General features: G+C 31.3%; 20 protein-coding genes. 16 read left to right on the top strand and 4 right to left on the bottom strand.

What is annotated here, in order from left to right; all coding sequences use genetic code 11:
- Positions 1–313 precede the first annotated feature (313 nt).
- Positions 314–2407 (bottom strand): glutamine synthetase III family protein, encoded by a 2094-nt coding sequence (locus tag EHE19_RS11965; protein WP_137698558.1) that lies wholly within the window; start codon positions 2405–2407, stop codon positions 314–316.
- A gap of 238 nt (positions 2408–2645) precedes the next feature.
- On the opposite strand from EHE19_RS11965, the gene EHE19_RS11960 reads away from it, so the two are divergent.
- Both EHE19_RS11960 and EHE19_RS11955 read left to right on the top strand, forming a co-directional pair.
- Positions 2646–3851 (top strand): transglutaminase-like domain-containing protein, encoded by a 1206-nt coding sequence (locus EHE19_RS11960; RefSeq protein WP_244648223.1) that lies wholly within the window; start codon positions 2646–2648, stop codon positions 3849–3851.
- Between the two features lie 364 nt (positions 3852–4215).
- Positions 4216–5421 carry a M24 family metallopeptidase gene (locus EHE19_RS11955; RefSeq protein WP_137698556.1) on the top strand — a complete coding sequence of 402 codons (1206 nt, stop codon included), beginning with the start codon at positions 4216–4218 and terminating at the stop codon, positions 5419–5421.
- A gap of 96 nt (positions 5422–5517) precedes the next feature.
- On the opposite strand, the gene EHE19_RS11950 is transcribed toward EHE19_RS11955, so the two are convergent.
- Positions 5518–6192 (bottom strand): response regulator transcription factor, encoded by a 675-nt coding sequence (locus EHE19_RS11950; RefSeq protein ID WP_137698555.1) that lies wholly within the window; start codon positions 6190–6192, stop codon positions 5518–5520.
- A gap of 314 nt (positions 6193–6506) precedes the next feature.
- Between EHE19_RS11950 and EHE19_RS11945 the strand changes: the two genes are divergently transcribed.
- The 4 genes from EHE19_RS11945 (at position 6507) to EHE19_RS11930 (ending at position 11113) form a co-directional block, all read left to right on the top strand.
- Positions 6507–8072, top strand: coding sequence for a carbohydrate-binding domain-containing protein (locus EHE19_RS11945; RefSeq protein WP_137698554.1), 1566 nt, complete (start codon positions 6507–6509; stop codon positions 8070–8072).
- Between the two features lie 363 nt (positions 8073–8435).
- Entirely contained in the window at positions 8436–9185 is a 750-nt protein-coding gene (locus EHE19_RS11940; protein ID WP_137698553.1) for a polyphosphate polymerase domain-containing protein, read from the top strand.
- Entirely contained in the window at positions 9167–9853 is a 687-nt protein-coding gene (locus tag EHE19_RS11935) for a DUF4956 domain-containing protein (RefSeq protein WP_137698552.1), read from the top strand. The genes EHE19_RS11940 and EHE19_RS11935 overlap by 19 nt, the downstream gene beginning before the upstream one ends.
- A 654-nt stretch (positions 9854–10507) precedes the next feature.
- Positions 10508–11113, top strand: coding sequence for a hypothetical protein (locus tag EHE19_RS11930; RefSeq protein WP_137698551.1), 606 nt, complete (start codon positions 10508–10510; stop codon positions 11111–11113).
- Between the two features lie 91 nt (positions 11114–11204).
- On the opposite strand, the gene EHE19_RS11925 is transcribed toward EHE19_RS11930, so the two are convergent.
- Entirely contained in the window at positions 11205–11816 is a 612-nt protein-coding gene (locus EHE19_RS11925) for an accessory gene regulator ArgB-like protein (RefSeq protein ID WP_137698550.1), read from the bottom strand.
- Between the two features lie 154 nt (positions 11817–11970).
- Between EHE19_RS11925 and EHE19_RS11920 the strand changes: the two genes are divergently transcribed.
- The 5 genes from EHE19_RS11920 to EHE19_RS11900 all read left to right on the top strand — a co-directional run bounded on the left by EHE19_RS11920 (position 11971) and on the right by EHE19_RS11900 (position 17191).
- Positions 11971–12798 (top strand): hypothetical protein, encoded by an 828-nt coding sequence (locus tag EHE19_RS11920; protein ID WP_137698549.1) that lies wholly within the window; start codon positions 11971–11973, stop codon positions 12796–12798.
- A gap of 38 nt (positions 12799–12836) precedes the next feature.
- Positions 12837–12977, top strand: a complete 141-nt coding sequence (locus EHE19_RS11915) for an AgrD family cyclic lactone autoinducer peptide (protein WP_137698548.1) — start codon at positions 12837–12839, stop codon at positions 12975–12977.
- Positions 12978–13166: 189 nt separating this feature from the next.
- Entirely contained in the window at positions 13167–14861 is a 1695-nt protein-coding gene (gene abnB / locus EHE19_RS11910; protein ID WP_137698547.1) for an arabinan endo-1,5-alpha-L-arabinosidase AbnB, read from the top strand.
- Positions 14862–15007: 146 nt separating this feature from the next.
- Positions 15008–16171 (top strand): metallophosphoesterase, encoded by a 1164-nt coding sequence (locus tag EHE19_RS11905; protein WP_244648222.1) that lies wholly within the window; start codon positions 15008–15010, stop codon positions 16169–16171.
- 327 nt (positions 16172–16498) lie between these two features.
- Positions 16499–17191, top strand: a complete 693-nt coding sequence (locus tag EHE19_RS11900; protein ID WP_137698545.1) for a hypothetical protein — start codon at positions 16499–16501, stop codon at positions 17189–17191.
- Between the two features lie 343 nt (positions 17192–17534).
- On the opposite strand, the gene EHE19_RS11895 is transcribed toward EHE19_RS11900, so the two are convergent.
- Complete coding sequence (locus EHE19_RS11895; protein WP_137698544.1) at positions 17535–18440, bottom strand: dockerin type I domain-containing protein; 906 nt, start codon at positions 18438–18440, stop codon at positions 17535–17537.
- A gap of 557 nt (positions 18441–18997) precedes the next feature.
- On the opposite strand from EHE19_RS11895, the gene EHE19_RS11890 reads away from it, so the two are divergent.
- The 5 genes from EHE19_RS11890 (at position 18998) to EHE19_RS11870 (ending at position 21927) form a co-directional block, all read left to right on the top strand.
- On the top strand, positions 18998–19768 hold the full coding sequence (locus EHE19_RS11890) for a polysaccharide deacetylase family protein (RefSeq protein ID WP_137698543.1): 771 nt from the start codon (positions 18998–19000) through the stop codon (positions 19766–19768).
- A gap of 338 nt (positions 19769–20106) precedes the next feature.
- Positions 20107–20454, top strand: a complete 348-nt coding sequence (locus EHE19_RS11885; RefSeq protein WP_137698542.1) for a Kelch repeat-containing protein — start codon at positions 20107–20109, stop codon at positions 20452–20454.
- A 39-nt stretch (positions 20455–20493) separates the two neighbouring features.
- On the top strand, positions 20494–20991 hold the full coding sequence (locus EHE19_RS11880) for an RHS repeat protein (protein WP_137698541.1): 498 nt from the start codon (positions 20494–20496) through the stop codon (positions 20989–20991).
- An 11-nt stretch (positions 20992–21002) separates the two neighbouring features.
- Positions 21003–21392, top strand: coding sequence for a hypothetical protein (locus EHE19_RS11875; RefSeq protein ID WP_137698540.1), 390 nt, complete (start codon positions 21003–21005; stop codon positions 21390–21392).
- A 37-nt stretch (positions 21393–21429) separates the two neighbouring features.
- Positions 21430–21927, top strand: coding sequence for a hypothetical protein (locus tag EHE19_RS11870; RefSeq protein WP_137698539.1), 498 nt, complete (start codon positions 21430–21432; stop codon positions 21925–21927).
- Positions 21928–22023: the final 96 nt, after the last annotated feature.

The following is a 22023-nucleotide window of genomic DNA, read 5'->3' as shown; positions in this document are numbered from 1 at the left end:
ATACGGCATAATTTCATATGCTTCACCTGTATCTCGGCAATTATTTCTAACTAAGCTCAGCCAGAAATTTAATGGTACTCTTATAATGAGAGATTAGTAAGAGTTCAATTTAAATTTCTGGCGTTTCTTCCAAAATAACTGTTGCAGTTGACAGAATATTTGCTATAAATAAAATCACCTCCAAATGTTATGATAACCTAACATTTGGAGGTGAACTTCTATATATTAATAATATCAAAAATGTGGAATCACATTCTAAATAGCTTCATCATTAAGTTAGTCCGAAGCCAATTTATAGTATTATATCAATCCACTATACATTAAACAAAATATCTGCATAGGTTGGGAATGGCCACACCTTAGAGTCAACTATGCTTTCAAGCTTGTCAGCTGTAGCTCTTAAATCAGCCATTTGCGTAAATACAACATCCTTATAATATACAGCCTGTGCATAAGAACTTTCATGTGTTTCTTGAGCTTTACTTAACTTAGCTTCAAGATTGGATATATCTTTCTTTAGTTGACTAGTTAATGTGGTAACTTCTTTTAGTAACTCAACATTTGCAGAAATATCAACGTCTACACCACAGTTCTTAATTTGATTTATAGAGTTTGCAACATTGGCTGAAAAATTGATAACAGCAGGAAGTATCTGTCGTTTAGCCATTTCTAGCATTGTTAAGGCTTCAATATTAATTGTTTTTATATACTTCTCTAGTGATATTTCATAACGGGAATTCATTTCATTACGATTGAAAACCTTATGTTTTTCCATTACAACTTTATTTTTTTCTACTTGAAGGCTTGCAATTGCATCTACGTAACTCTTGAGGTTTGGAAGTCCTCTTTTTTCAGCTTCTGCAATCCAATCATCTGAATAACCGTTACCATTAAAGATTACTTTTCCATTCTTTTCATATACATCTTTTATAATTGCGTTTACCTCTGCATTAAAATCATCAGCGTTTTCTAATCTATCTGCAAATTGCTCTAAAACTTCAGAAACTATAGTATTCAAGAAGAAATTTGGTGAAGCAATTGAGGCAGATGATCCAACCATTCTGAATTCGAATTTGTTTCCAGTAAAGGCAAATGGAGAGGTTCTGTTTCTATCAGTTGAATCTTGACGAAAAGCTGGTAAAGTAGTAACACCAACCTTTATTTTACCGAATACGCTTGATGTGCAATCCTCACCACATGCAATGTGCTCAAGGATTGAAGTTAGTTCATCACCAAGGAATATAGAAATTATTGCAGGAGGTGCTTCATTTGCACCCAAACGATGATCATTTCCGGGGTTTGCACCAGCTAACCTCAACAAGTCAGCATACTCATCTACAGCTTTAATTACTGCACATAAGAAAATAAGGAACTGTGCGTTTTCATGAGGAGTTTTACCAGGCTCTAGTAGGTTTTGGCCGTCATTAGTTGAGAGTGACCAGTTGTTGTGTTTTCCTGAACCATTAACACCTGCAAATGGTTTTTCGTGAAGCAGACAAACCAAACCATGCTTTAAAGCAATTGTCTTCATTAATTCCATTGTAAGCTGATTGTGGTCAGTAGCAATATTAGCAGTAGTAAATATTGGTGCAAGTTCATGCTGAGCAGGAGCAACTTCATTATGCTCAGTTTTTGCTGATATACCTAACTTCCATAGTTCTTCATCCAAATCCTTCATAAAAGCCGAAATTCTTGGTTTAATACTTCCGTAGTAATGATCGTCCATTTCCTGACCTTTAGGAGGCATTGCACCAAATAAAGTACGGCCTGTAAATATTAAATCCTTTCTCTGGTCATACATTTTTTTATCAATAAGGAAATACTCTTGTTCTGGTCCAACTGTAGCAACCACCTTTGTAGCAGTGGTATTTCCAAATAGACGAAGAACTCTAAGAGCTTTGTTTGATATACATTCCATAGACCTGAGTAAAGGTGTCTTTTTATCCAAAGTATCTCCGTTATAGGAACAGAATGCAGTAGGAATATAGAGTGTATTGTTTTTTATGAAAGCAGGAGAAGTACAATCCCATGCAGTATAACCTCTGGCTTCAAAGGTTGCTCTTAGACCTCCAGAAGGAAATGAAGAACCATCAGCTTCACCTTTAATTAATTCTTTTCCTGAAAACTCTAAAATCACCTTACCGTCAGATGTAGGATTGATGAAGGAATCATGCTTTTCTGCTGTGATTCCAGTCATTGGCTGAAACCAATGAGTATAGTGAGTTGCTCCCTTTTCAATAGCCCAATCTTTCATACAGCTTGCTACAACTTCAGCTATTTCATAATTCAAGGGAAGGCCCTCATCAATAGTCTTTCTTAATGCCTTATATGTAGCTTTAGGAAGACGTTCCCTCATAATTGCATCATTAAATACATTTGAACCAAATAATTCACTTAATCGACTCATATATTCCACCTCATTAAAAATTTATAACTATATACATTTATTAGTTGCTAAAGTATCAATTATTAAGCTTATATATAAAAAGTATATATAATTACTTATTTATAAAAGATACAATTTTTTCATAATAATTGCAAGAGAAAATATGTAGGGAAATAAATAATATATATTATTTGTGCTATAATTACAATATTAATGTAAAGATTATATAAAACATTGTGCAATATTAATTAAGGTGAATATGTTGATAAGCCTAGAAATTAATCCTGTAAGTATCATACTTTTAGCCCCTGTAATTATAATACTTGTTAGTTCGCTATTTATTTCGATAAACCATGAGAGAATTACAAACGGCTTTTATTCAATAGTAAATTGCTTTGAGTTTATTGTAGCATTTATATTAGCATTGCTGCTTACAAAGGGTATTCTTTTTGACAAAAGTAATAAAGTATTTGTTTATATATATGATATGCTACCTGATTCAGTAAAAGCTAGTCTAGTGGCAAATAATATATATACTTATCTTTGTATTGCCTTTATTATTCTGATAATTGTTGTTATTGTTATTAGACTTATAACATATCCTATATATACGCTTGTGTTTGAAAATTTATCATACAAATTGTATAGAGTAATAAATTCGCTAAGTCCATTTTTCAGAAGATCAATTTCATTTTTAATTAGTATACCTAAAGCCTTTGTATCGCTAATACTTATAAGCTTTATTTTTTACTTATTATCATATTATTTTACCATTCCTGGCTTTTCAAAATACATTGATGAGTCCATAGTTTTAAACAAGGTTTATGACACAGCTCTTAAGCCCGTTATTGATTCTGATATTGCAAAAAAAATACCAGTTATACTTAATGATAGCTTTAACAGCCTTGGAATGAATAATGACTATAATGAGAATATAGCTGAAAATATTAGGGAAACTCTTGATAGCTATAACATTAAGGTGATTCAATACTATAACGGGGTTACGCTTGATGATGCGATAAAGTCTACTCCTGAGATTGATAAACTGGCAGTTGATTTGGTAAGTAATGAAACCAATGAATATGATAAGTGTAAAAAAATATATGATTGGATAACAAAAAATATATCATATGATTATGATAAAGCCAATAAAATTGCAAAAGACAGTCGTAATACTAAGTCAGGAACAATAGTATGCTACCAAACCAGAAAGGGTATATGCTTTGATTATGCCAGCTTATTTGTATCAATGTGCAAAGCTAACGGCATAAAGGTAAATTTAGTTACAGGTCTAGGCTATAGCGGGATGTTATGGGGAGACCATGCTTGGAACCAATTTTATTTTCAAGAACAAAGCAGATGGGTAAATGTTGATACAACATTTGGTGTTAGCGGTGTAAATTATTTTGATACAGCAAATTTTTCCCTTGATCATAAAAGCGGTAAAGTGCAAGGGGAATGGTAATATATTAGAAAACTAATCAATATATTTTGCAAAGCTGGTAAAGATTATGTTAATATAGATATAATTAAAACTTGGAAAAGTAACTATTTGACAAATTATGTGTTAGAAAGTCACCAAACTAGCTTTATGAAGATATTTGATTTTTCTGGCAATAGAAGCTAATGAGTTGCTTATTGGCACTTGAAATTCAAAACTTCATTAAAATAGCGGTGGTATAGCAAGAACACTACTTATTGACATTTTGAGATTCAAAGCAGTTATACTTATTAGTCTGCATTAAGCCTAAAACTCAAATATGTCAAGTATGGTTTATTTTAATCGCTTTATTGAATATATATAAAACAGAATGGAGATAGATTTTACAATGGAAGAAAGAGTAACAAAACTTGAACTAGAAACAAGAATTGAAAGGCTTTGTAACGCTATAACTAAAAGAAATCCAGAATGGGATAATGTCCTAATAATAAATCGTATTAATCAATATTACTTAACAGGAACTATGCAGGATGGTTTATTAATAATTAATAAAAATGGAACTGCAAAGTTTTTTGTAAGAAGAAGCTTAAATAGAGCAATTGATGAATCACCTTTAGCTGAATCGCAGATATGTACTATATATCCTATGGAAAGTTACAGAGATGCTGCAAAGATAGTCGGAAGTGAACTAGGAGAGACCTTTGTTGAAACTGAAACCTTAACAATTGGTATTATTGAAAGAATTAAAAAGTATTTTAAATATAGTAATTTATACCCAGTTGAAAACATTATTTTTGAAGTTCGTGCAGTAAAAAGCCCATATGAACTTTATTGGCTGCAAGAAGCAGGTAGACTGTATAATATTTTATTAGAAGAAGTAGTTCCCAGTATATTAAGAGAGGGAATGAGTGAACTAGAATTTACAGCAGAAATGTACAGTACCATGTTAAAGATGGGGTATCATGGTGTTACACGTTTTTATAGATATCAAACGGAGATGATTGCAGGCCAGATAGGCTTTGGTGATAGTTCCTTAGTTGAAACCAACTTTGATAGCCCTGGAGGAATGAGGGGGATGTGTCCTGCTGTTCCTATTATTGGAAGCAGGGATAGAATTTTAAAAAAGGGTGATTTGGTATTTATAGATATTGGATTTGGAATGTACGGATACCACGTTGATAGGACACAAATATATATGTTTGGAGCTTCTCCGTCTGATGAGGTTATTGAGGTCCATCGTAAATGTATTGAGATAGAAAAAAGAGCTGCTCAGTTATTGAAACCAGGTAATATACCGTCTGAGATTTATAATAACATAATGAAGGAATTAGACTCTGATTTTTTAAAAAATTTCATGGGCTTTGGGGACAGAATGGTAAGGTTCTTGGGGCATGGTATCGGGCTTCATGTTGATGAGCCGCCGGTTATTGCAAATGGTTTTAATAGTCCTCTTCAAGAGAATATGGTGATAGCACTAGAACCCAAAAAGGGCATAGCAGGTGTTGGAATGGTTGGAGTTGAAGATACATATATAGTTACACCTAATGGTGGAAAATGTATTACTGGCGGTGAAAAGGATATAATTATTGTTTAATTAGATGCAATATATTAAGCAAGTCAAATTTATAAGTTTAAGTTTCATGACTTGCTTTTTATATTGGTTTTATTGTTGGTTTTATTGTATGAATATTTAAGATATATCTAGCTTGTAGCCTAATCCACGAATAGTATTTATTATTACTTTTGAATTTAAAGAAGATAATTTTTTTCTTAAAAAAGATATGTATACTTCTACATGATTTGCTTGTGCTTCAGAATCAAATCCCCAGATTTTCTCTATTATTATGTCTTTTGAAGTAATCATGCACTTTCTAATAATTAAAAATTCTAAAAGTTTACTCTCGCGACAGGTTAAAGTAGTTTCTTCTTTATCTGTTGAAAGCTTTAAACTATTAGTATCGAGAGTAATATCCCCGAAACTAAGTGTGCTATTTAGCAGTATTGTATTTTTTCTCCTTCCTAAAGCTCTGATTCTTGCTAATAACTCATCTATAGAAAAGGGTTTAACTAGATAGTCATCAGCTCCGCTATCAAGTCCCATTACTTTATAGGATACTTCACTTTGATTAGAAAGAAGAAGTATAGGCATTGTTAATCCGCTTTTCCTTATACTTTTTATGAGAGTTATACAATCTGTTGTATGATCGAAAGTATCCATTACAACAATATCGTAAGCACCGAGCAAAGCAAGATATAGTCCATCTCCGATATTATCAGTACGGTCTATTGAGTGATTATTCTTTTTTAATATGCTTAACAATGAATCAGTTAATGGAATTCTGTCTTCAACAAGCAGAATATTCATAATAATAAACCCTCATTTCTATGACTAAAGTCAATTATGGTTCAAGCTTTCGCCATTTAATATCGGTTTTTTGACGAAATATGCATTAATGCAGTTTGGGTTTGAAGTTGTTCCATAACTTGTTGGAAACTTTAGTCAATAGTAGTTGACTCAATATATATAATGTTACATCTAAAATAACATGTCAATAATGTAAATTGTTAATTTATTCTGAATTTATTCTGAATTTTGTATATTTTAAGGATGATTTAAGTTCTAAAATGTAAAATTATATCACATATGGTAATATGTAAAAAATGGAAAGGGAGGATATTATGAAAAGAAAATTGCTTTTAGTATTATCGCTAGTAGGTACACTAACTTTTAGCAGTATGCTAGCGAATGCAGCAGTTGTTTATGGTGATGCAAATTCGGATGGAGTAGTAGATGCACTTGATATTGCTGCAATGAAGGGGATTCTTTTAGGAAATTCAACAATCGGTGACTTAAAAGCTGCGGATGTAAATGGCGACGGTACAGTAGATGCAATTGATTTTGCGCTGTTAAAAAGTTATCTGTTAGGTAGTATAACTAAGTTCCCAGCTGATACTGGTACTACTCCTGAAGAGCCAGTTGATCCTAAAGAAGCATGGAAACTCAATGTTGGGAAAATAAGTCTGGGAAGTACAATCACATGTACTGGAACGGGTGCGTCCGTAAGTGGTACAACAGTTAATATTACAGCTGGCGGTGATTTTGAGGTTGTTGGTACTTTATCAAACGGTATGATTTATGTAAATACTACTGATAGGGTTAAGCTTCGTCTTAATGGCTGCAGTATTACTAATTCAAATGGGCCGGCTATTTACTTCCATAATGTTGACAAAGGATTTATTACAATTGAGAAGGGCACAACCAACTACTTAACTGATGGAAGAACTTATTCTACAGCTAATGCTGATGCTAAGGCTGCTTTATTCAGCAATGATGATTTGGAGATTAAGGGATCAGGAACTCTTTATATTACAGCTAATCATAAGCACGGTATTTGTGGCGATGACGATATCAAAATTGAAAATGGAAATATCATAATTAAATCTGCTCCTTCAGACGGAATTCATTGCAATGAAACTATTAAAATTACTGGAGGAACTTTAGACATTACTGCAACTTCAGACTGTATTGATACAGACGGCGATGTAATAATTGAAGATGGTAATCTAACTCTTAATGCAGGTGATGATGGAATACATTCTGAATTGGATTTAACAATTAATGGTGGTTCAATTACAGTTACAAAAGCATATGAAGGTATTGAAGGTAAAACTATAGTTACTGTTAATAATGGTACTATAAATATAACTGCAAGAGAAGATGGATTATGTGCTGGAAAAAAACTAATTATAAATGGTGGAGACATTAGTATAACTGCAGGAACAGATGCGTATGACTCAAATGGAACAATAACTATGACTGGTGGTAATGCTATAATTTACGGCGGTGGATTTCCAGATGGTTGTGCTGACTGCGATACAAATAACTTTACTATAACAGGAGGAACACTTGCAGCAGTTGGCGGATGTACATCTTCTCCAACAGCTTCCACATCAACACAATGCTCAGCTGTATTATCTGGTCCTACATCAGTAAATGCTGTGGTTAGTATAAAAAATTCAGCAGGAACAGAAATATTCAAATTTACTGCTAAAAAAACGGGTGCAACTTTGCTGTTTACTTCCCCATCTTTATTAAAGGGACAAACCTATACAATGTATGTTAATGGAGCATCTACAAGAACTTTTACAACAAATTCAATGGTAACTAGTGCTGGTGGTCAAATATTTGGATTTGGTGGCGGTGGAATCCCAGGTGGCGGCCCAGGCTGGGGTTGGGGCTGGTAATAGGAAAAATAGTATTTCTTATTCCTGATTTGGCTGAAGTTCTTGAGTAACTAAGTATATATTATTTTGCTAGAAATAAATAAGGTTCCCTAATTTATTGAATATAAGTTAGGGGACTAATTTTTTGAATTAACGAAATTTTATTAACAAATTATTTGAGAATTACATACTATGTAGAGACTCTGTTTAGAGCCATTTTTTATTTAATATTTCGAAATATTAATAACTCATCTTTAAATTAATTGTATAAAAAAGATGAATGATATTTTAGCAACAAATAACAATTAATATATTATTTGCTATATTTTAAGGTTCGTTTAAGGTTTTGTATGTAGAATACAATTAGAGAAAGGGGGTGAAAAGATGGCTATAGAGGTATTTAACAGACATGAAAACAAGTATTTGTTAAATAGTGATACTTATGAGATGCTTTCAAAGAAGCTAAGGGAATATATGGAACTTGATGAATATAATAAAACTCATCCGTTTTATACAATAAGTAATATATATTATGATACCCATGATAATCACCTTATTAGAACTTCATTAGCAAAACCAAAATATAAAGAAAAACTTAGATTACGTGCCTATGGAGTACCTTCTCTTGAAGACAAAGTCTATTTAGAAATAAAGAAAAAAGTAAATGGCATGGTAAACAAAAGACGGACAAAGTTAATTTTACGAGAAGCCTATGAATTTGTTAATACTGGAGAAAAACCAGAAATTAAAAAATATATGAATCAGCAAGTTTTAAAAGAACTAGAATATTTTTTAAAAGTTTATAAACTTTCGCCAAAGCTTTATCTTGCGTATGACAGACAGGCATATTTTGCCATAAACAATAGAGACTTACGTTTGACTTTTGATACTAATATTCGTACAAGAAGAGAAGATCTTAGGCTTGAAGCTGGAGATTATGGCGATAAGCTTCTTGACGATGATGTTTGGCTTATGGAGGTCAAGGCTGAAAAATGTATTCCTGTATGGCTTGCTAAAATTCTTAGCGAGTATAAACTATACAAAACGAGTTTTTCTAAATATGGAACTGAATATAAGTCTATGATAAAAAAACGATTAGAAATGAGGGGAAATGAATGTTTGATTCATTATTAAATTTTGGAACAGATACCACTGCATTGTCATTTGAGGGACTAGTTTTATCACTAGTTTCTGCTTTTGTGTTAGGTGTAATTATTAGCTTTACTTATAAGAAAACTCATGTAAAAGGACAGTATTCACAGAATTTTTCATTAACATTGGTAATGATACCATGTATTATAGCAATTATTATTTTAATGGTAGGAAGTAATATTGCAAGAGCATTTGGTCTTACAGGCGCATTTTCAATAATACGTTTTAGGAGTAATGCAACAGATCCTAAAGATATATCTTATGTATTATTTACAATGGCTGCTGGTCTTGCTTGTGGAGCAGGAAGTTATTCTTATGCATTATTTTTTACGGTAATTTTATGTATAATAATGTTTATATTATCTAAAATTAATTTTGGTGCAAAAAATTCAACTTACAAATTATTAAAAATTATCATTCCCGAGGACTTAGATTATCAAGGGGCATTTGATGACGTTTTTGAAACATATACAATAAATCATGAACTCAAAAAAGTTAAAACAACCGATTTGGGTACACTTTATGAACTTGTATATAATGTGACTATTAAAAACGATGTAAATGAAAAAAGTTTCCTAGATGAACTCAGATGCAGGAATGGAAACTTAAACATTATTCTTTCAATGAATGCAGAGCCTGGGGATAATTGATAAAGGTTAGGAATAATTTTTGTTAGTTGTTTATATAACACTGTGATTTTATGATGGTTTTATGTCGTAAAATTACAGTGTTTTTAATTTCATCTTTTTAGAAAAAATTTAAGCACTTTTTTTAAATATAAATAAACAAAATGTAATATATTTTGTCGATATTACCGATAAATATTGCATAGAAGGCATAAGTATGTAAATTTATACTATTCAGTGGCACATTATTTTTTATTATTTATAGTAATTTAAATTTAAACTCAATTCAAAAGTATTTGATAATCTGAGTTTAACGAAATACTACGAAATTTATACAGATATTCTTTATGTTTTTAAACATATAGGAATTTATATATTATGTCTTTAAGATTATGGATTTTTAAGTAATACACAAAAATTACAAAGCCATTGGTTTTAAAGGGTACAGAGTAAATAGGAAGTATTTCGCTGCAGGAGCCGAGATAAATTTTGATTGAACCAAGAAATTTGAATGTAATAATCAATGTTAGAGGTAACAAATGGCTTTGTGAAGCAAATTTTTGAGATTGTTAATATTTATTGTGTTTATGTACATTATTTTTGTAATTCCAGTTTTGTATTTATACTATATATAATCATATAATGGTTTTCCCATTATTACATACTAGGGGAGGAATAATGATGAAGTGGGAAGGGTTAATTGATGATAATTCCGCTGTTTTAGATGTTGATAGATACAGCGAAAAACTGAGACAGTTTAGTGTTGAAAATGTCAGGATCTATTCTGCATATAATAAAAAGCTGGAAACACTTAAAAAGAATATGTTCAAGGATTTTGAAAATTGCCTTTCAAATGGTTTTGTAATAGAAAAAAGAGGAGAAAAAAATATATCAGCCAAAAATCCTCAAATAACTATAATTCTTTGGGAAGAAAAAGGTGAGGATAACAGCTTAGTACTCAGTTTTAGAAAAACCTACGGTGATAACTGGAGATTTACGTTATTTATTGAACCTATTGAAAAGAAATTTGAGAAACTTACAGAAGATTTAGGTTGGTATGTTGACCATGAAGGGAATTTAGAAACCTTTAAAAATGATGAAAAAACTAACGAGTTTTATAAAAATGAGGTTATCAGAACTGAGCGAATTATAAAAGAAAAGAAGAGCGTATTTAAAGAAATAGATAAGCTAAATTTCAAAATTAGCTTATGGCATAAAAATAATTTGATTGATAGCTATATAACATTCGAAGATTGTTTGTATAAAGCAGTAGAATTAAGTTAGGAACAATAAATAACCATTAAGAAAAATATAAAATAGTATAGTTTATTAGAAGAAGCTGCCTACAATAAAGTAGGTATTTTTTTGCATGTGACTAAAGCCAAGAATTAATCCTCTCAAACAACCTATATCCAACTGGAACCAAGGTAAAAATCTCAATTAAAATTCCAGCAACAATAGATAAAGATAATAAGTGCTGGCCTAAGATAGCAAGAATAATTGATATTATTATCAGTATAATAACGTCTCGAATAGCTTTTCTTTTGAAAATAGCTGCCTCATCTTCTTCAATTGGCCTATTTACGCAGTCCTTTGGAGCATATTTTTTTAAGAGGAATAAGCAAATTACAAATGCTACGGCAATAATAATTATGATCCAGACTGTATTAAATTCAAAACTAATCTTACTAATTAGCGTTCCGGGAATAACAAAAGAACAAACGGTAGAAATAATGCATTTTCCTTCAGTGTCCATATGAAATCCGCCTGCATATCTTCTGAGTAAAACAAATGCGAATGTCAGTGCTAATACTTGTAAAAGTGATTTTAAGGCAGACGAAATTAATATAACAATAATTAGCTTAATGATATCTCCGTATATAGCTTGAAAGCCGAAATAAAGGATTCTTCTGTTTTCGTGATTACCATTATTATTTTTTTGAATATAAACTGCGCTCGAATATGCAAATCTTCTAATAATTTTCATTCGTATTTCCTATAAATTTACTGTTAAATGTAATTGTACTATTTACAAATCTTTACGAGAAATGTAAAATTACCTTAAAAGAATAGTACCATATATAATAAAGTATGTAAATATATGTTGAAAAATAATATTTTGTATAAGGGGAATTATGTATATGACCAATATTATTGATTTTTTACTCAATATTTTATTAATTTCTATTTTGGAAGAAAGCTATGTGGTAGTTGCAACATTAATATTATTACGAATGACAAATATGATAGTATTTAATAAAAAATTAGTTACATCTATTCTAGTTCCTGCTGTAATTTCAAATATACTAAGATACTTTTTTAACATTGATATGACTATTATATTTATTGTCTTTATATTAACTATGGTGGTAATAATATGCTTACTTTATAAACAAAAAACCTTAAAAAGAATATTTGCGGTATTTAGTTTTGTTTCTGTAGCATGTATGATCAATGCAATGTTGGAAATTGTAAATTTTAAAGTAATTATGCTTTGTACAAGTATAAATGAATTTAATTTAAAGGATAACATTATAAATGCTTTTGTTAGTTCATTACCAATAAGAGTGGTAGAGTTAGGAATAATAGTTTTATATTTGAGAAAACGAAAGTATTTTGATGAGAAAATAAACACTAATATATGGAAAACGCTGATAAAAGATGAAGAACTAGCTCTTTTTTCTTTGATAGCTTCTGTTTTTAATATAATTTGGATTGTTGCAGCTGTAAAAATATTTGTATTAGACAAGTTCCTAATAAATAGTTCTCTAGAAACACAAACGACATTACTAATATTAATGGGTGTTATTGTTGTTCCAATTATAATTTATATTTGTTTGTTTTTCTCTGTATATAACATACAAGCTAGGGAGGCATATATAGAAAGGCTGAACACAGATTTAATAAAAGCAAGAGAAAACTTAGCTAAAAATGAGATTCATAGAGATAATTATAAAGGTAATTATTAAATTACATAGATATTTAATACATAAAGAGGAGTGATAATATGCAAAAGACGAAGTTAACTAATGTAATTGGAAAGAGTATTGAAAAAATATCAATTCAGAAGGCTGGTAAATGTATGTTGATGATTTATCAACCTAAGGTTCCCAAGGTACTTAGAGAAAAAAAGGAATCTACAAAGTAATATTTTTTTAGAAGACTTCATTAATTTGAAGTCTTCTTTTAGCGTTGAGGGTATTCAAACTATTTATGTTATTTTTTGAAGGATTAATTTCAGCAACTAATTGTGTACTTGTTTTTTGAATCTGTTTATTATAGGATAAATATGAATGGAAATATTAAGCTAGTAAGTATTTTTTAGGAGGGGAATTCTATGCAGAATTTGATATCGAAGAAAATGACTATGGTATTAGCAGTTTTTGTTGCTTTGACTTGTGTAAATGTGTTTTTTATGAATTTTAGTTTAGAAGCAGACGCATCAAGTGCATCGGCACCTGAGTCATATAATACTATAAAATATGGTGATGTAGACGGAGATGGGCAGATAAATTCGATAGATTTTGCTCATATAAAAAAATATTTGCTAGGTTATTCTACATTAACAGATGAAGCCCTCAAAGCCGCTGATGTTAATGGAGATGATGTAGTGGATTCAATAGACTATGCTATACATAAGCAATTTTTACTAGGTATCATTTCTGAGTTTCCTGCGGATAAACTACCTCCACCTCCTGTTATACCGACATTTAAAGATGTAACGGTGCATGATCCTTCAGTTATCAAGACTAATGGAACTTATTATGTTATTGGTTCCCATTTGGCTTCCGCTAAAACTAATGACTTAATGCAATGGCAGCAAATTTCTTCAAGCGTTAGCAATTCAAATCCATTAATACCAAATGTATTTACAGAATTAAAACAATCCTTTGACTGGGCGCAGACCCAAACAATGTGGGCAGGCGATATAATTCAGCTTCAAGACGGAAAATATTATATGTATTATTGTTTATGCAAAGGTGATTCTCCAAGGTCGACTCTTGGTTTGGCAGTATCAAATAGTGTAACAGGTCCTTACAAGGATGTTGGTATATTATTGAAGTCTGGAATGTGGAATCAACCAGGTGAAGGCGGAACTATATATGATGCTACAAAGGACCCTAATACTGTTGACCCTCACACATTCTTCGATAAAAACGGGAATCTTTGGATGGTTTATGGCTCCTATTCAGGAGGTATCTTTATACTAAAGATGGATCCTAAAACAGGAAAACCATATTCAGGTCAGGGTTATGGTAAAAAGCTATTAGGAGGAAATCACAGTAGGATTGAAGCACCTTATATACTATATAGTCCTCAATCAGATTATTATTACTTGTTTTTAAGCTTTGGCGGTCTTGATTCTACTGGTGGTTATAATATTAGGGTTGCACGTTCTAAAAACCCTGATGGACCTTATGTAGATGCGGCTGGAAAAAATATGATTGACTGTCGTGGTGCAGTTGGTACCACTTTTGATGATAAATCCATCGAACCTTTTGGACTAAAACTCATGGGGAATTTCAAGTTTGCTGAAAGTGGAGTGGGTTATGTTTCTCCAGGCCATAACAGCGCATATTATGATGAAGAAACAAATAAGTACTATCTCATTTTTCATACCAGATTCCCAGGTCAGGGAGAAATGCATCAGGTAAGAGTACATCAAATGTTTATAAATGAAGATGGATGGCCTGTTGTTGCACCTCATCGCTATGGGGGAGAAACCATTACAAAATATAGTGCAGAAGAAGTTAGCGGAGAATATGCTTATATTAACCATGGTAAAGATATTAGTGCAAACATAAAGAATTCTGTAAAAATAACACTAAATAGAGATGGTACAATTTCAGGAAGTGTAAACGGAAAATGGCAGTTAAGTGGTAAAAATGACATTATACTAACTGTCAATGGAGTTAATTATGCGGGTGTTGTTTTAAAACAATGGGATAGCGGACTTAATAAATTTGTTATTACCTTTAGTGCAATAGCCAAAAATGATAATGCTTCAATATGGGGAAGTAAAATTAATTAAATAGGCTAAATCTTTAATGTATTGAAATATACTCAACTATAACTTACTATATAAAAGATATATTTGAAGGTACATAAGCAAAATGTAAATAATAGTTATACTTTAAATAAGAATTAATTGAAATACATCAATACACGAAAAGGAGAATGGCTTTGACAGTAATAGGTATGGTTATTGGCCTTATTATTATGTTAATTACACTTGGAAGTGTTAATTACTATATTGCACTGAGATTATATCAAGGTATTAACTATATTTTTCCTCAAATAAATGCAAAAGTTTATATTGGTATATTCATTTTTATTACCTTGACAATGATCCTTGGATTTGCGCGGTCTTTATTACAGTTACCAATGGCAATAAAAAATATAATGGGCTTAATTAGCTCGTACTGGATGGGCATCTTAGTATATACATTATTGTCTTTTATCATTGCAGACTTGGCTTTAGTGATTGGAAGCATGACAAAGTTAATACCAAATCCTATGCCTAAGAGTATACGTTTTTACTCAGGACTAATTGTCGTTTTGTTAACCATCGGAACAGTAGGCTATGGAATATATAGCGCAAATAAGATTAAACATGTATCCTATGACATTTCGCTTAGAGAAAAGACTTTGTCATCTGAATTAAAAATAGCCATGATAAGTGATTTGCATTTAGGAGCCGTTAATTCTGAAAATCGTATTGAGAATATGGTCAGAGAAATTAATAATTTAAAGCCTGATCTTGTGTGTATAGCAGGAGATATCTTTGATAATGATTATTACGCTATACAAGGTCCAGATGAAATTAGTGATTTGCTTAAGAGTATTACATCAACAAACGGTGTATATGCAAGTCTAGGAAACCATGATGCTGGAGAAACACTAAAGGAAATGATGGATTTTCTTGAGCGAAGCAACATAAAACTACTAAATGACCAACATGTTATTGTTGATGAATCCTTGGTTTTGGTTGGGAGATTGGATTCTTCGCCCATTGGGGGATTTGGAGGTATGAGCCGTAAGGATTTAGCCGAAATAATAGATTTAGCAGATAATAAACTTCCCGTAGTTGTTATAGATCATAATCCGCAAAACATTGATGAATACGGAAGCGGAGTTGATTTAATTCTTGCTGGACATACTCACAAGGGGCAGATATTCCCAGGCAGTCTGTTTACAAGGGCAATTTATGCTGTGGATTACGGACATTATCAAAAGGATAGCAATAGCCCTCATGTTGTTGTAACATCTGGAGTAGGTACTTGGGGAATGCCAATGCGAGTAGGCACTAATTGTGAGATTGTTAGTATTAAATTGCATTAGCCTTCAAAAATGAACTGAGAGCATCTGTGGTTCCAGTGGATGTTAATATTGTGACTCTTCCATGCAGTGAAAAAGAGTATTTAGAGATAATTAAATTAGATAAAGGTTTTTTTATCTTGAGAACATATCAGTCAAAATAAAAAAGCTTTAAAACTTAGTAAGTAGTTTATCCTTATTCATATGGAAATTCCTAATTTGCTAAAATGTACAAAATATACATTATATTTGGATAATATTAGAATAAATTGTATAATATTAACAAAGACAAAGTTGTATATTTATAGTAATATAATTACATAAATAAACATTTAAGGAGGAAAATTACTTATGAATAGAAAGCTAGTATCACTTGCTCTTGTTCTTGTTATGGTTTTTACAGCAAGTATGAGTGTTTTTGCAGCAACTAATGGAGGTAATATTACCAATATCGACCATATCACTGGATCCAACGTGATACCAAATTATGACTCAGTAGAATATACATTCTATCTATCTCAGGACTCTTATTATAATGCAAAGTTGTACATCCCTGAAGGCTATGGTCTAGAATTAAGAAACTCACAGTTGCAGACTTTAAGCTATGTTGAATCAAACGGAACTTTGGCTCAAATCACCAAAAATTCAATACCAGCTGGTGTGTACAAACTAGTGGTGTGGTGCACAACGGGTGATGATACTGGTACATACCATATATATCAATCCACAAGTGTTCAGGATGATAACATAACTAATATGAGTACAGTTATTGATACTTCAAATATTCCTTCATACACTGCAAAGGAATATAAAATATATATATCAAATACTGGAGATTACAGCGCTCAGTTGAATATTCCTAGGGGCTATATTCTGGAATTAAGAAATTCACAGTTGCAGACCGTAAGTTTTGATGAATCAGACGGTACAAGTGCATCAATTAGCGTGACAAATCTGCCAGCTGGAGTTTATAAGCTTATCGTATGGGCAACAAGTGGTTCAGGTTCTGTAACCTATACAATAAATCAGAGTGCAAATTGGTAAGAAAGTCAATTACTATCGCCTAAAGACTCCTAGAAGCCAAAAAGCTTTTTAGATTCTCAAGCTTTGTTAAGGATAATTCATAAATAACTGATAGTTTATGGTTCGTAGGCCTTTAGGGCAATTGGGACTTTAGTAGAATTTAATATATTTTGAAAAAGACCGATTTCGTTGTAACGGAGTCGGTTTTTTAAATAAAATAATAGTAAACTCATTTTTAGTAACTCGTATGTTGCATATTAGAGCAGATATCAAAAAAACTCCCGAATACACTTATTAAAAAGCTAATGATTCGGGAGTTTTTTACTAAATTGACGTTGATTATATAGAGTTTATAAAATAAGTTCTATTTGCTTGGTAGATTACTTATAATACCCAACAGGTACTGTTTCATAATAGCAAAGTCGATTGCATCTACGTTTTTATCACCATTAAGGTCTAAAACTTCTGTGTATGTACGTTCAGGATTCATCAAATATATTTTAAAAGCCGAGAAATCCAAGGCATCAATGCTGCCGTCATTATTATAGTCTCCATATTTTATTGCAGGAGTGCTAGTGCCAAAAAAGTTGACTTTTTGCATTTCAGCCCACATAGCTTGTGCTGTTGCAATACTTCCAGCTGTAGTAGGATGTATACCATCAGGAAGTGTATATTCTGATAAATGTCCGTCCCATGCTGGTCTTATATCAAAGAAATATGTTTCTGGCTTTATTGCTGCATTAGCTACTGTAGCTTGCATTATTGGTCTTAATGCATCCAATTTTCCTTTTAAACCGTTTAGATCTGCATTTGGATTAGGGTAGAACAAATAAAATACTTTAACAACTCCATCATTTTTCATGTCTCTTAATAGATTAGTAACTGCGTCGGTTGCATTTTTAATAAAGGGAGTGTTTTCATTATATGGTGGAGGAGTCCAACCTTGCAAGCAATCGTTTCCGCCGCCATCCATTATTACATACTTTACTTTACCAGAATTAATACCATTTTTGTACTGAGAAGGGATGCCATTATTAGCTAGAGTAGACCCAGATACTGTGTAGTCTCTAAATCTATCGTTTGCGCCTAAAACACCAGCATTTCTAGCTTCTCTTTCTAAGGCTCTTACAATTTCACCAGACATTGCGAAATATGAGTCACCAATAACCATAACGTCACTGCCATTTATTTGAGCAGCAAAAATAGTTGAATAGGGTGCGATACTTGTTAAAATAATAGCCATGATGATAGAAAATATGAGTTTTTTCATGATTCTGTCCTCCAAAAATTTTATTTTTATGAATTTACTTTATACTGAAATTTTATTAGGATTTTACTAAGGGAGGAGGTCTATCTTAATAAAAATTCTTAATAATATATGGTAAATTCATTATATGTTACATTATATTACATATTAATAGTTATATAAAGGTATATACTTGTAGAATAATATAAATTCTTGTATATTTTAGAATCTATGCGTTGAAAATAGAGATACTAATATAAACAGATTTTTATAACAAATAGATTGTTAAAATTGTAAATATTTTTGATATAAAAACTTTCTTAAATATAAAGATATCCTTCAAAATAAAAACATTTATAAAATGAAAACATCTTTAAAATAAAAATCTCTTTAAAATGAAAACATCTTTAATATAAAAACCTTTATAGAAAATACTCTATCATATCAATCATAATTATATTTTAATAAAATAAACATATTATAGGGCTAAAGTTTTGTGATTTAGGCGAATCATGATTCTATGCATTTGCTTACAAATTAAAGGACTAATAGCTCAATTTTATATTTAGGGGCGTTAGAGAATGAAAAAAATAGTTTTAATAAGTATTGTTAATAAAAAATTGGTACCAAGTAGGATCATAGCAGCATTTGTAGTTATTTGTGCAATTTTTGCTGTAGGGTATACTGCAAAAGCAGTAGGAGTTTTTAATCCTGAAAGGCATTTGCCAATTTACAGTGTTGAAACAGATAAGGTTGCAATAACTTTTGACTGTGCATGGGGAGCATCGGATATCCCAACTATTCTTGATATTCTGGAAAAGGAAAATGTTAAGGCTACTTTTTTTATGGTGGGGCAATGGGCAGAAAAATTCCCTGATTCAGTGAAGTTAATTGCAAATGAAGGGCACGATATTGCAAATCATGGATATTCTCATTTGAAAATGAGCACTATTAGCAAAGAAAAGTGTAAAAGTGAGATTGAACTGTGCAATAAAAAACTAGAGGAGATATCTGGAGTTAAAGTGAAATTATTTAGGCCACCTTATGGAGACTATAACAACACTGTTATTGACACATGCAATGAACTTGGCTGCTATCCTATTCAGTGGAATATTGACAGCCTAGATTGGAAGAGAGAAATGAGCAAACAAGCGATTCTGGATAGGATACTAAAGAAAACAAAGCCCGGTTCAATTATTTTATTTCACAATGACACTCAGTATACTGTAGAGCTGCTTCCCCAGATTATATCAGAGCTTAAGAGAGAAGGTCTTGTATTTGCACCTGTTTCAGAAATGATAATGCTGGATAATTATTATATTGACAATCAGGGCAGGCAGCAAAGGAAGTAGAAAATTTAAGCAGTGTATTTTATTGTTTCAAGTTCATCATTTAAATATTTATTTAATTAATTTTCTTATTAGGAAATTGTAAATGTTAAGACTTATAATTAAAACTATATTTATAAAATGACGTCAATCTTTATTGGTTGGCGTTATTTTAGTTAAATAAATATTTGACTTGCAATTTTGCTTAAGTTTACTAAGTTATTTAACATTTTTTACATAATAATCAAATAGAATGAAATTTAAGAACATTTATGCAAAAGCAGCATTTACGATATTTGCATAATATGGTATATTACTTGGTGCTGAAATAAGCATGAATTTATATTATTTGGGAGGATACTATGAAATCACACAAAAAATGCAGAAAAATTTTGGCTTTATTATTAGCAATAGCAATAACAGCATCAGGAGTAATATTCAATTTTCCTGTAGAAAACGGGAAGGTTGTGCAGTTTGGGGGAGAGATTGCAAAGGCGGAAACAAGCCCTTGGACACAAAAGGCAAGTGCTCCAGAGGCACTGTCTGGTCATTCGGCAGTAGCAATAAATGGTAAAATGTACGTTTTTGGGGGTGTAACTGCTAGCAATTATAGGTCGAGTAGTTTATACGAATATGATCCAACTACAGATATATGGACTGAAAAAATTTCTTCCGGTCCAAGGGGACGAGACCAATCGAGATACGCTTAAAAGAACTGCCAACTCCAAAGAATTTAGAGGCAACCTCTGATGAGAATACGGGATCATAATCAAAAGTTAATAGAAAAGATTAGCTATTACCATCAAGTTCAAGATGAAAACATACATAAGGTATCTCAGGCAATAGATTCATATGGTAATGTGGTAAATTATGCATATGATACAAAAAATAAGAAAACAACAATAACAGATGCAAAGGGTAGAGTAACAACCTATTGGTACGATGATGGCTTCTATACAATACGTGTTCAGGATCCTGATGGGAAATCTACATATACGGAGTATGTTAAATATGATAAATTTAATAAATATGGCGATATAAAATCAACAACTGACAGAAACGGCAGCAAAACTGAGTACGAAATAGATGACCAAGGTAATGTTACAAAAATAATATATCCAGACAAAAGTACCATAATAAAGGAATATGACAGCAAGAATAACCTGATAAAGGAAATAGATGAATGTGGAAACACAACCTACTACATATATGATAATAATAAAATAAACATAATTATTTATCTTTAGAAAATAATAATGTGTCATGCTTTGATATTTCAGCTTTTGATAATAAAAATGTTGATAAACTATTTCTGCTAGGTTGTAATGCAGGACATCTTGATTATAAAGATAATAATGTTGCTTCAGCATTTGCAAAAAAAATAAATGGAGGTTGTGTTATTGCAAGCGATGGTACTAATCACTTGTCTTGGAAAACAAATCCACTAGGAACGAAATATAGAGTTTATTTATCAAAGAGTGATATACCTTATAAAAGACAGTTAATTAAAGAAAGTAGAGATAACGAGGGATGGATTGCATACAAGTATGTTAATGATAAGCTACGTGTATCAAATAGTATGGGAAAGATTCTATCCTTATATGATATATTAGAAAATGTAGACGAAGTTAAATGGAAAATGAAATAAAGTAAACATTGGATTTTTAATTTTTAAGGAGATTTATATGGAATCAAAAAATAATTATTTTAAAATTATACTTATTGGAATTACTATTTTACTTTTAATTGCAATTGTTTTGTTAATACTAAGTCAAGTTATTGCAAATGGAGACTCTTTTATTTCAAATAATAAAAAAGTCGAAATAATTAAAAGCAAGATAGGAATTGACATACCTAATGCTTCTAATATTGTTAATTTTACATATGATGAGGAATCAGGAAGTTTTGAAGCTAAGATCTATATTGAAGAAAAAGACATAAATTTAATAAAGAATGAGTTGAATAAATATTTTAAATATGAAATCACTGAACCCTATGATATGTGGCATTTTGAGAATACATGTTCTTGGTGGGATTTAAAAAAGAATGATGTAAAAATGACGTATAGAACATATGTTATTGAAAGTGAGGATACTATTGAAAATCTAACTTATTCCCATGATGTATGGGCATTTATTGCAAGCGATGAACAAGGGAAATACTACTTATACATCGCATATTAGTTAGACTATTAAGTTTAGTGTAAATTGATTTGCGATTATAGAATTTTACAAGTGCAAGATAGCGTGTCTTCGGCACTTATTGGTTCACGCTAGGCA

Origin of the sequence: Ruminiclostridium herbifermentans (assembly GCF_005473905.2) — a bacterium.
Taxonomy (GTDB): Bacteria; Bacillota; Clostridia; order Acetivibrionales; family DSM-1351; genus Ruminiclostridium; species Ruminiclostridium herbifermentans.
The sequence above is the reverse complement of the archived record's forward strand: the minus strand, read 5'-3'. Positions and strand labels throughout refer to the sequence as shown.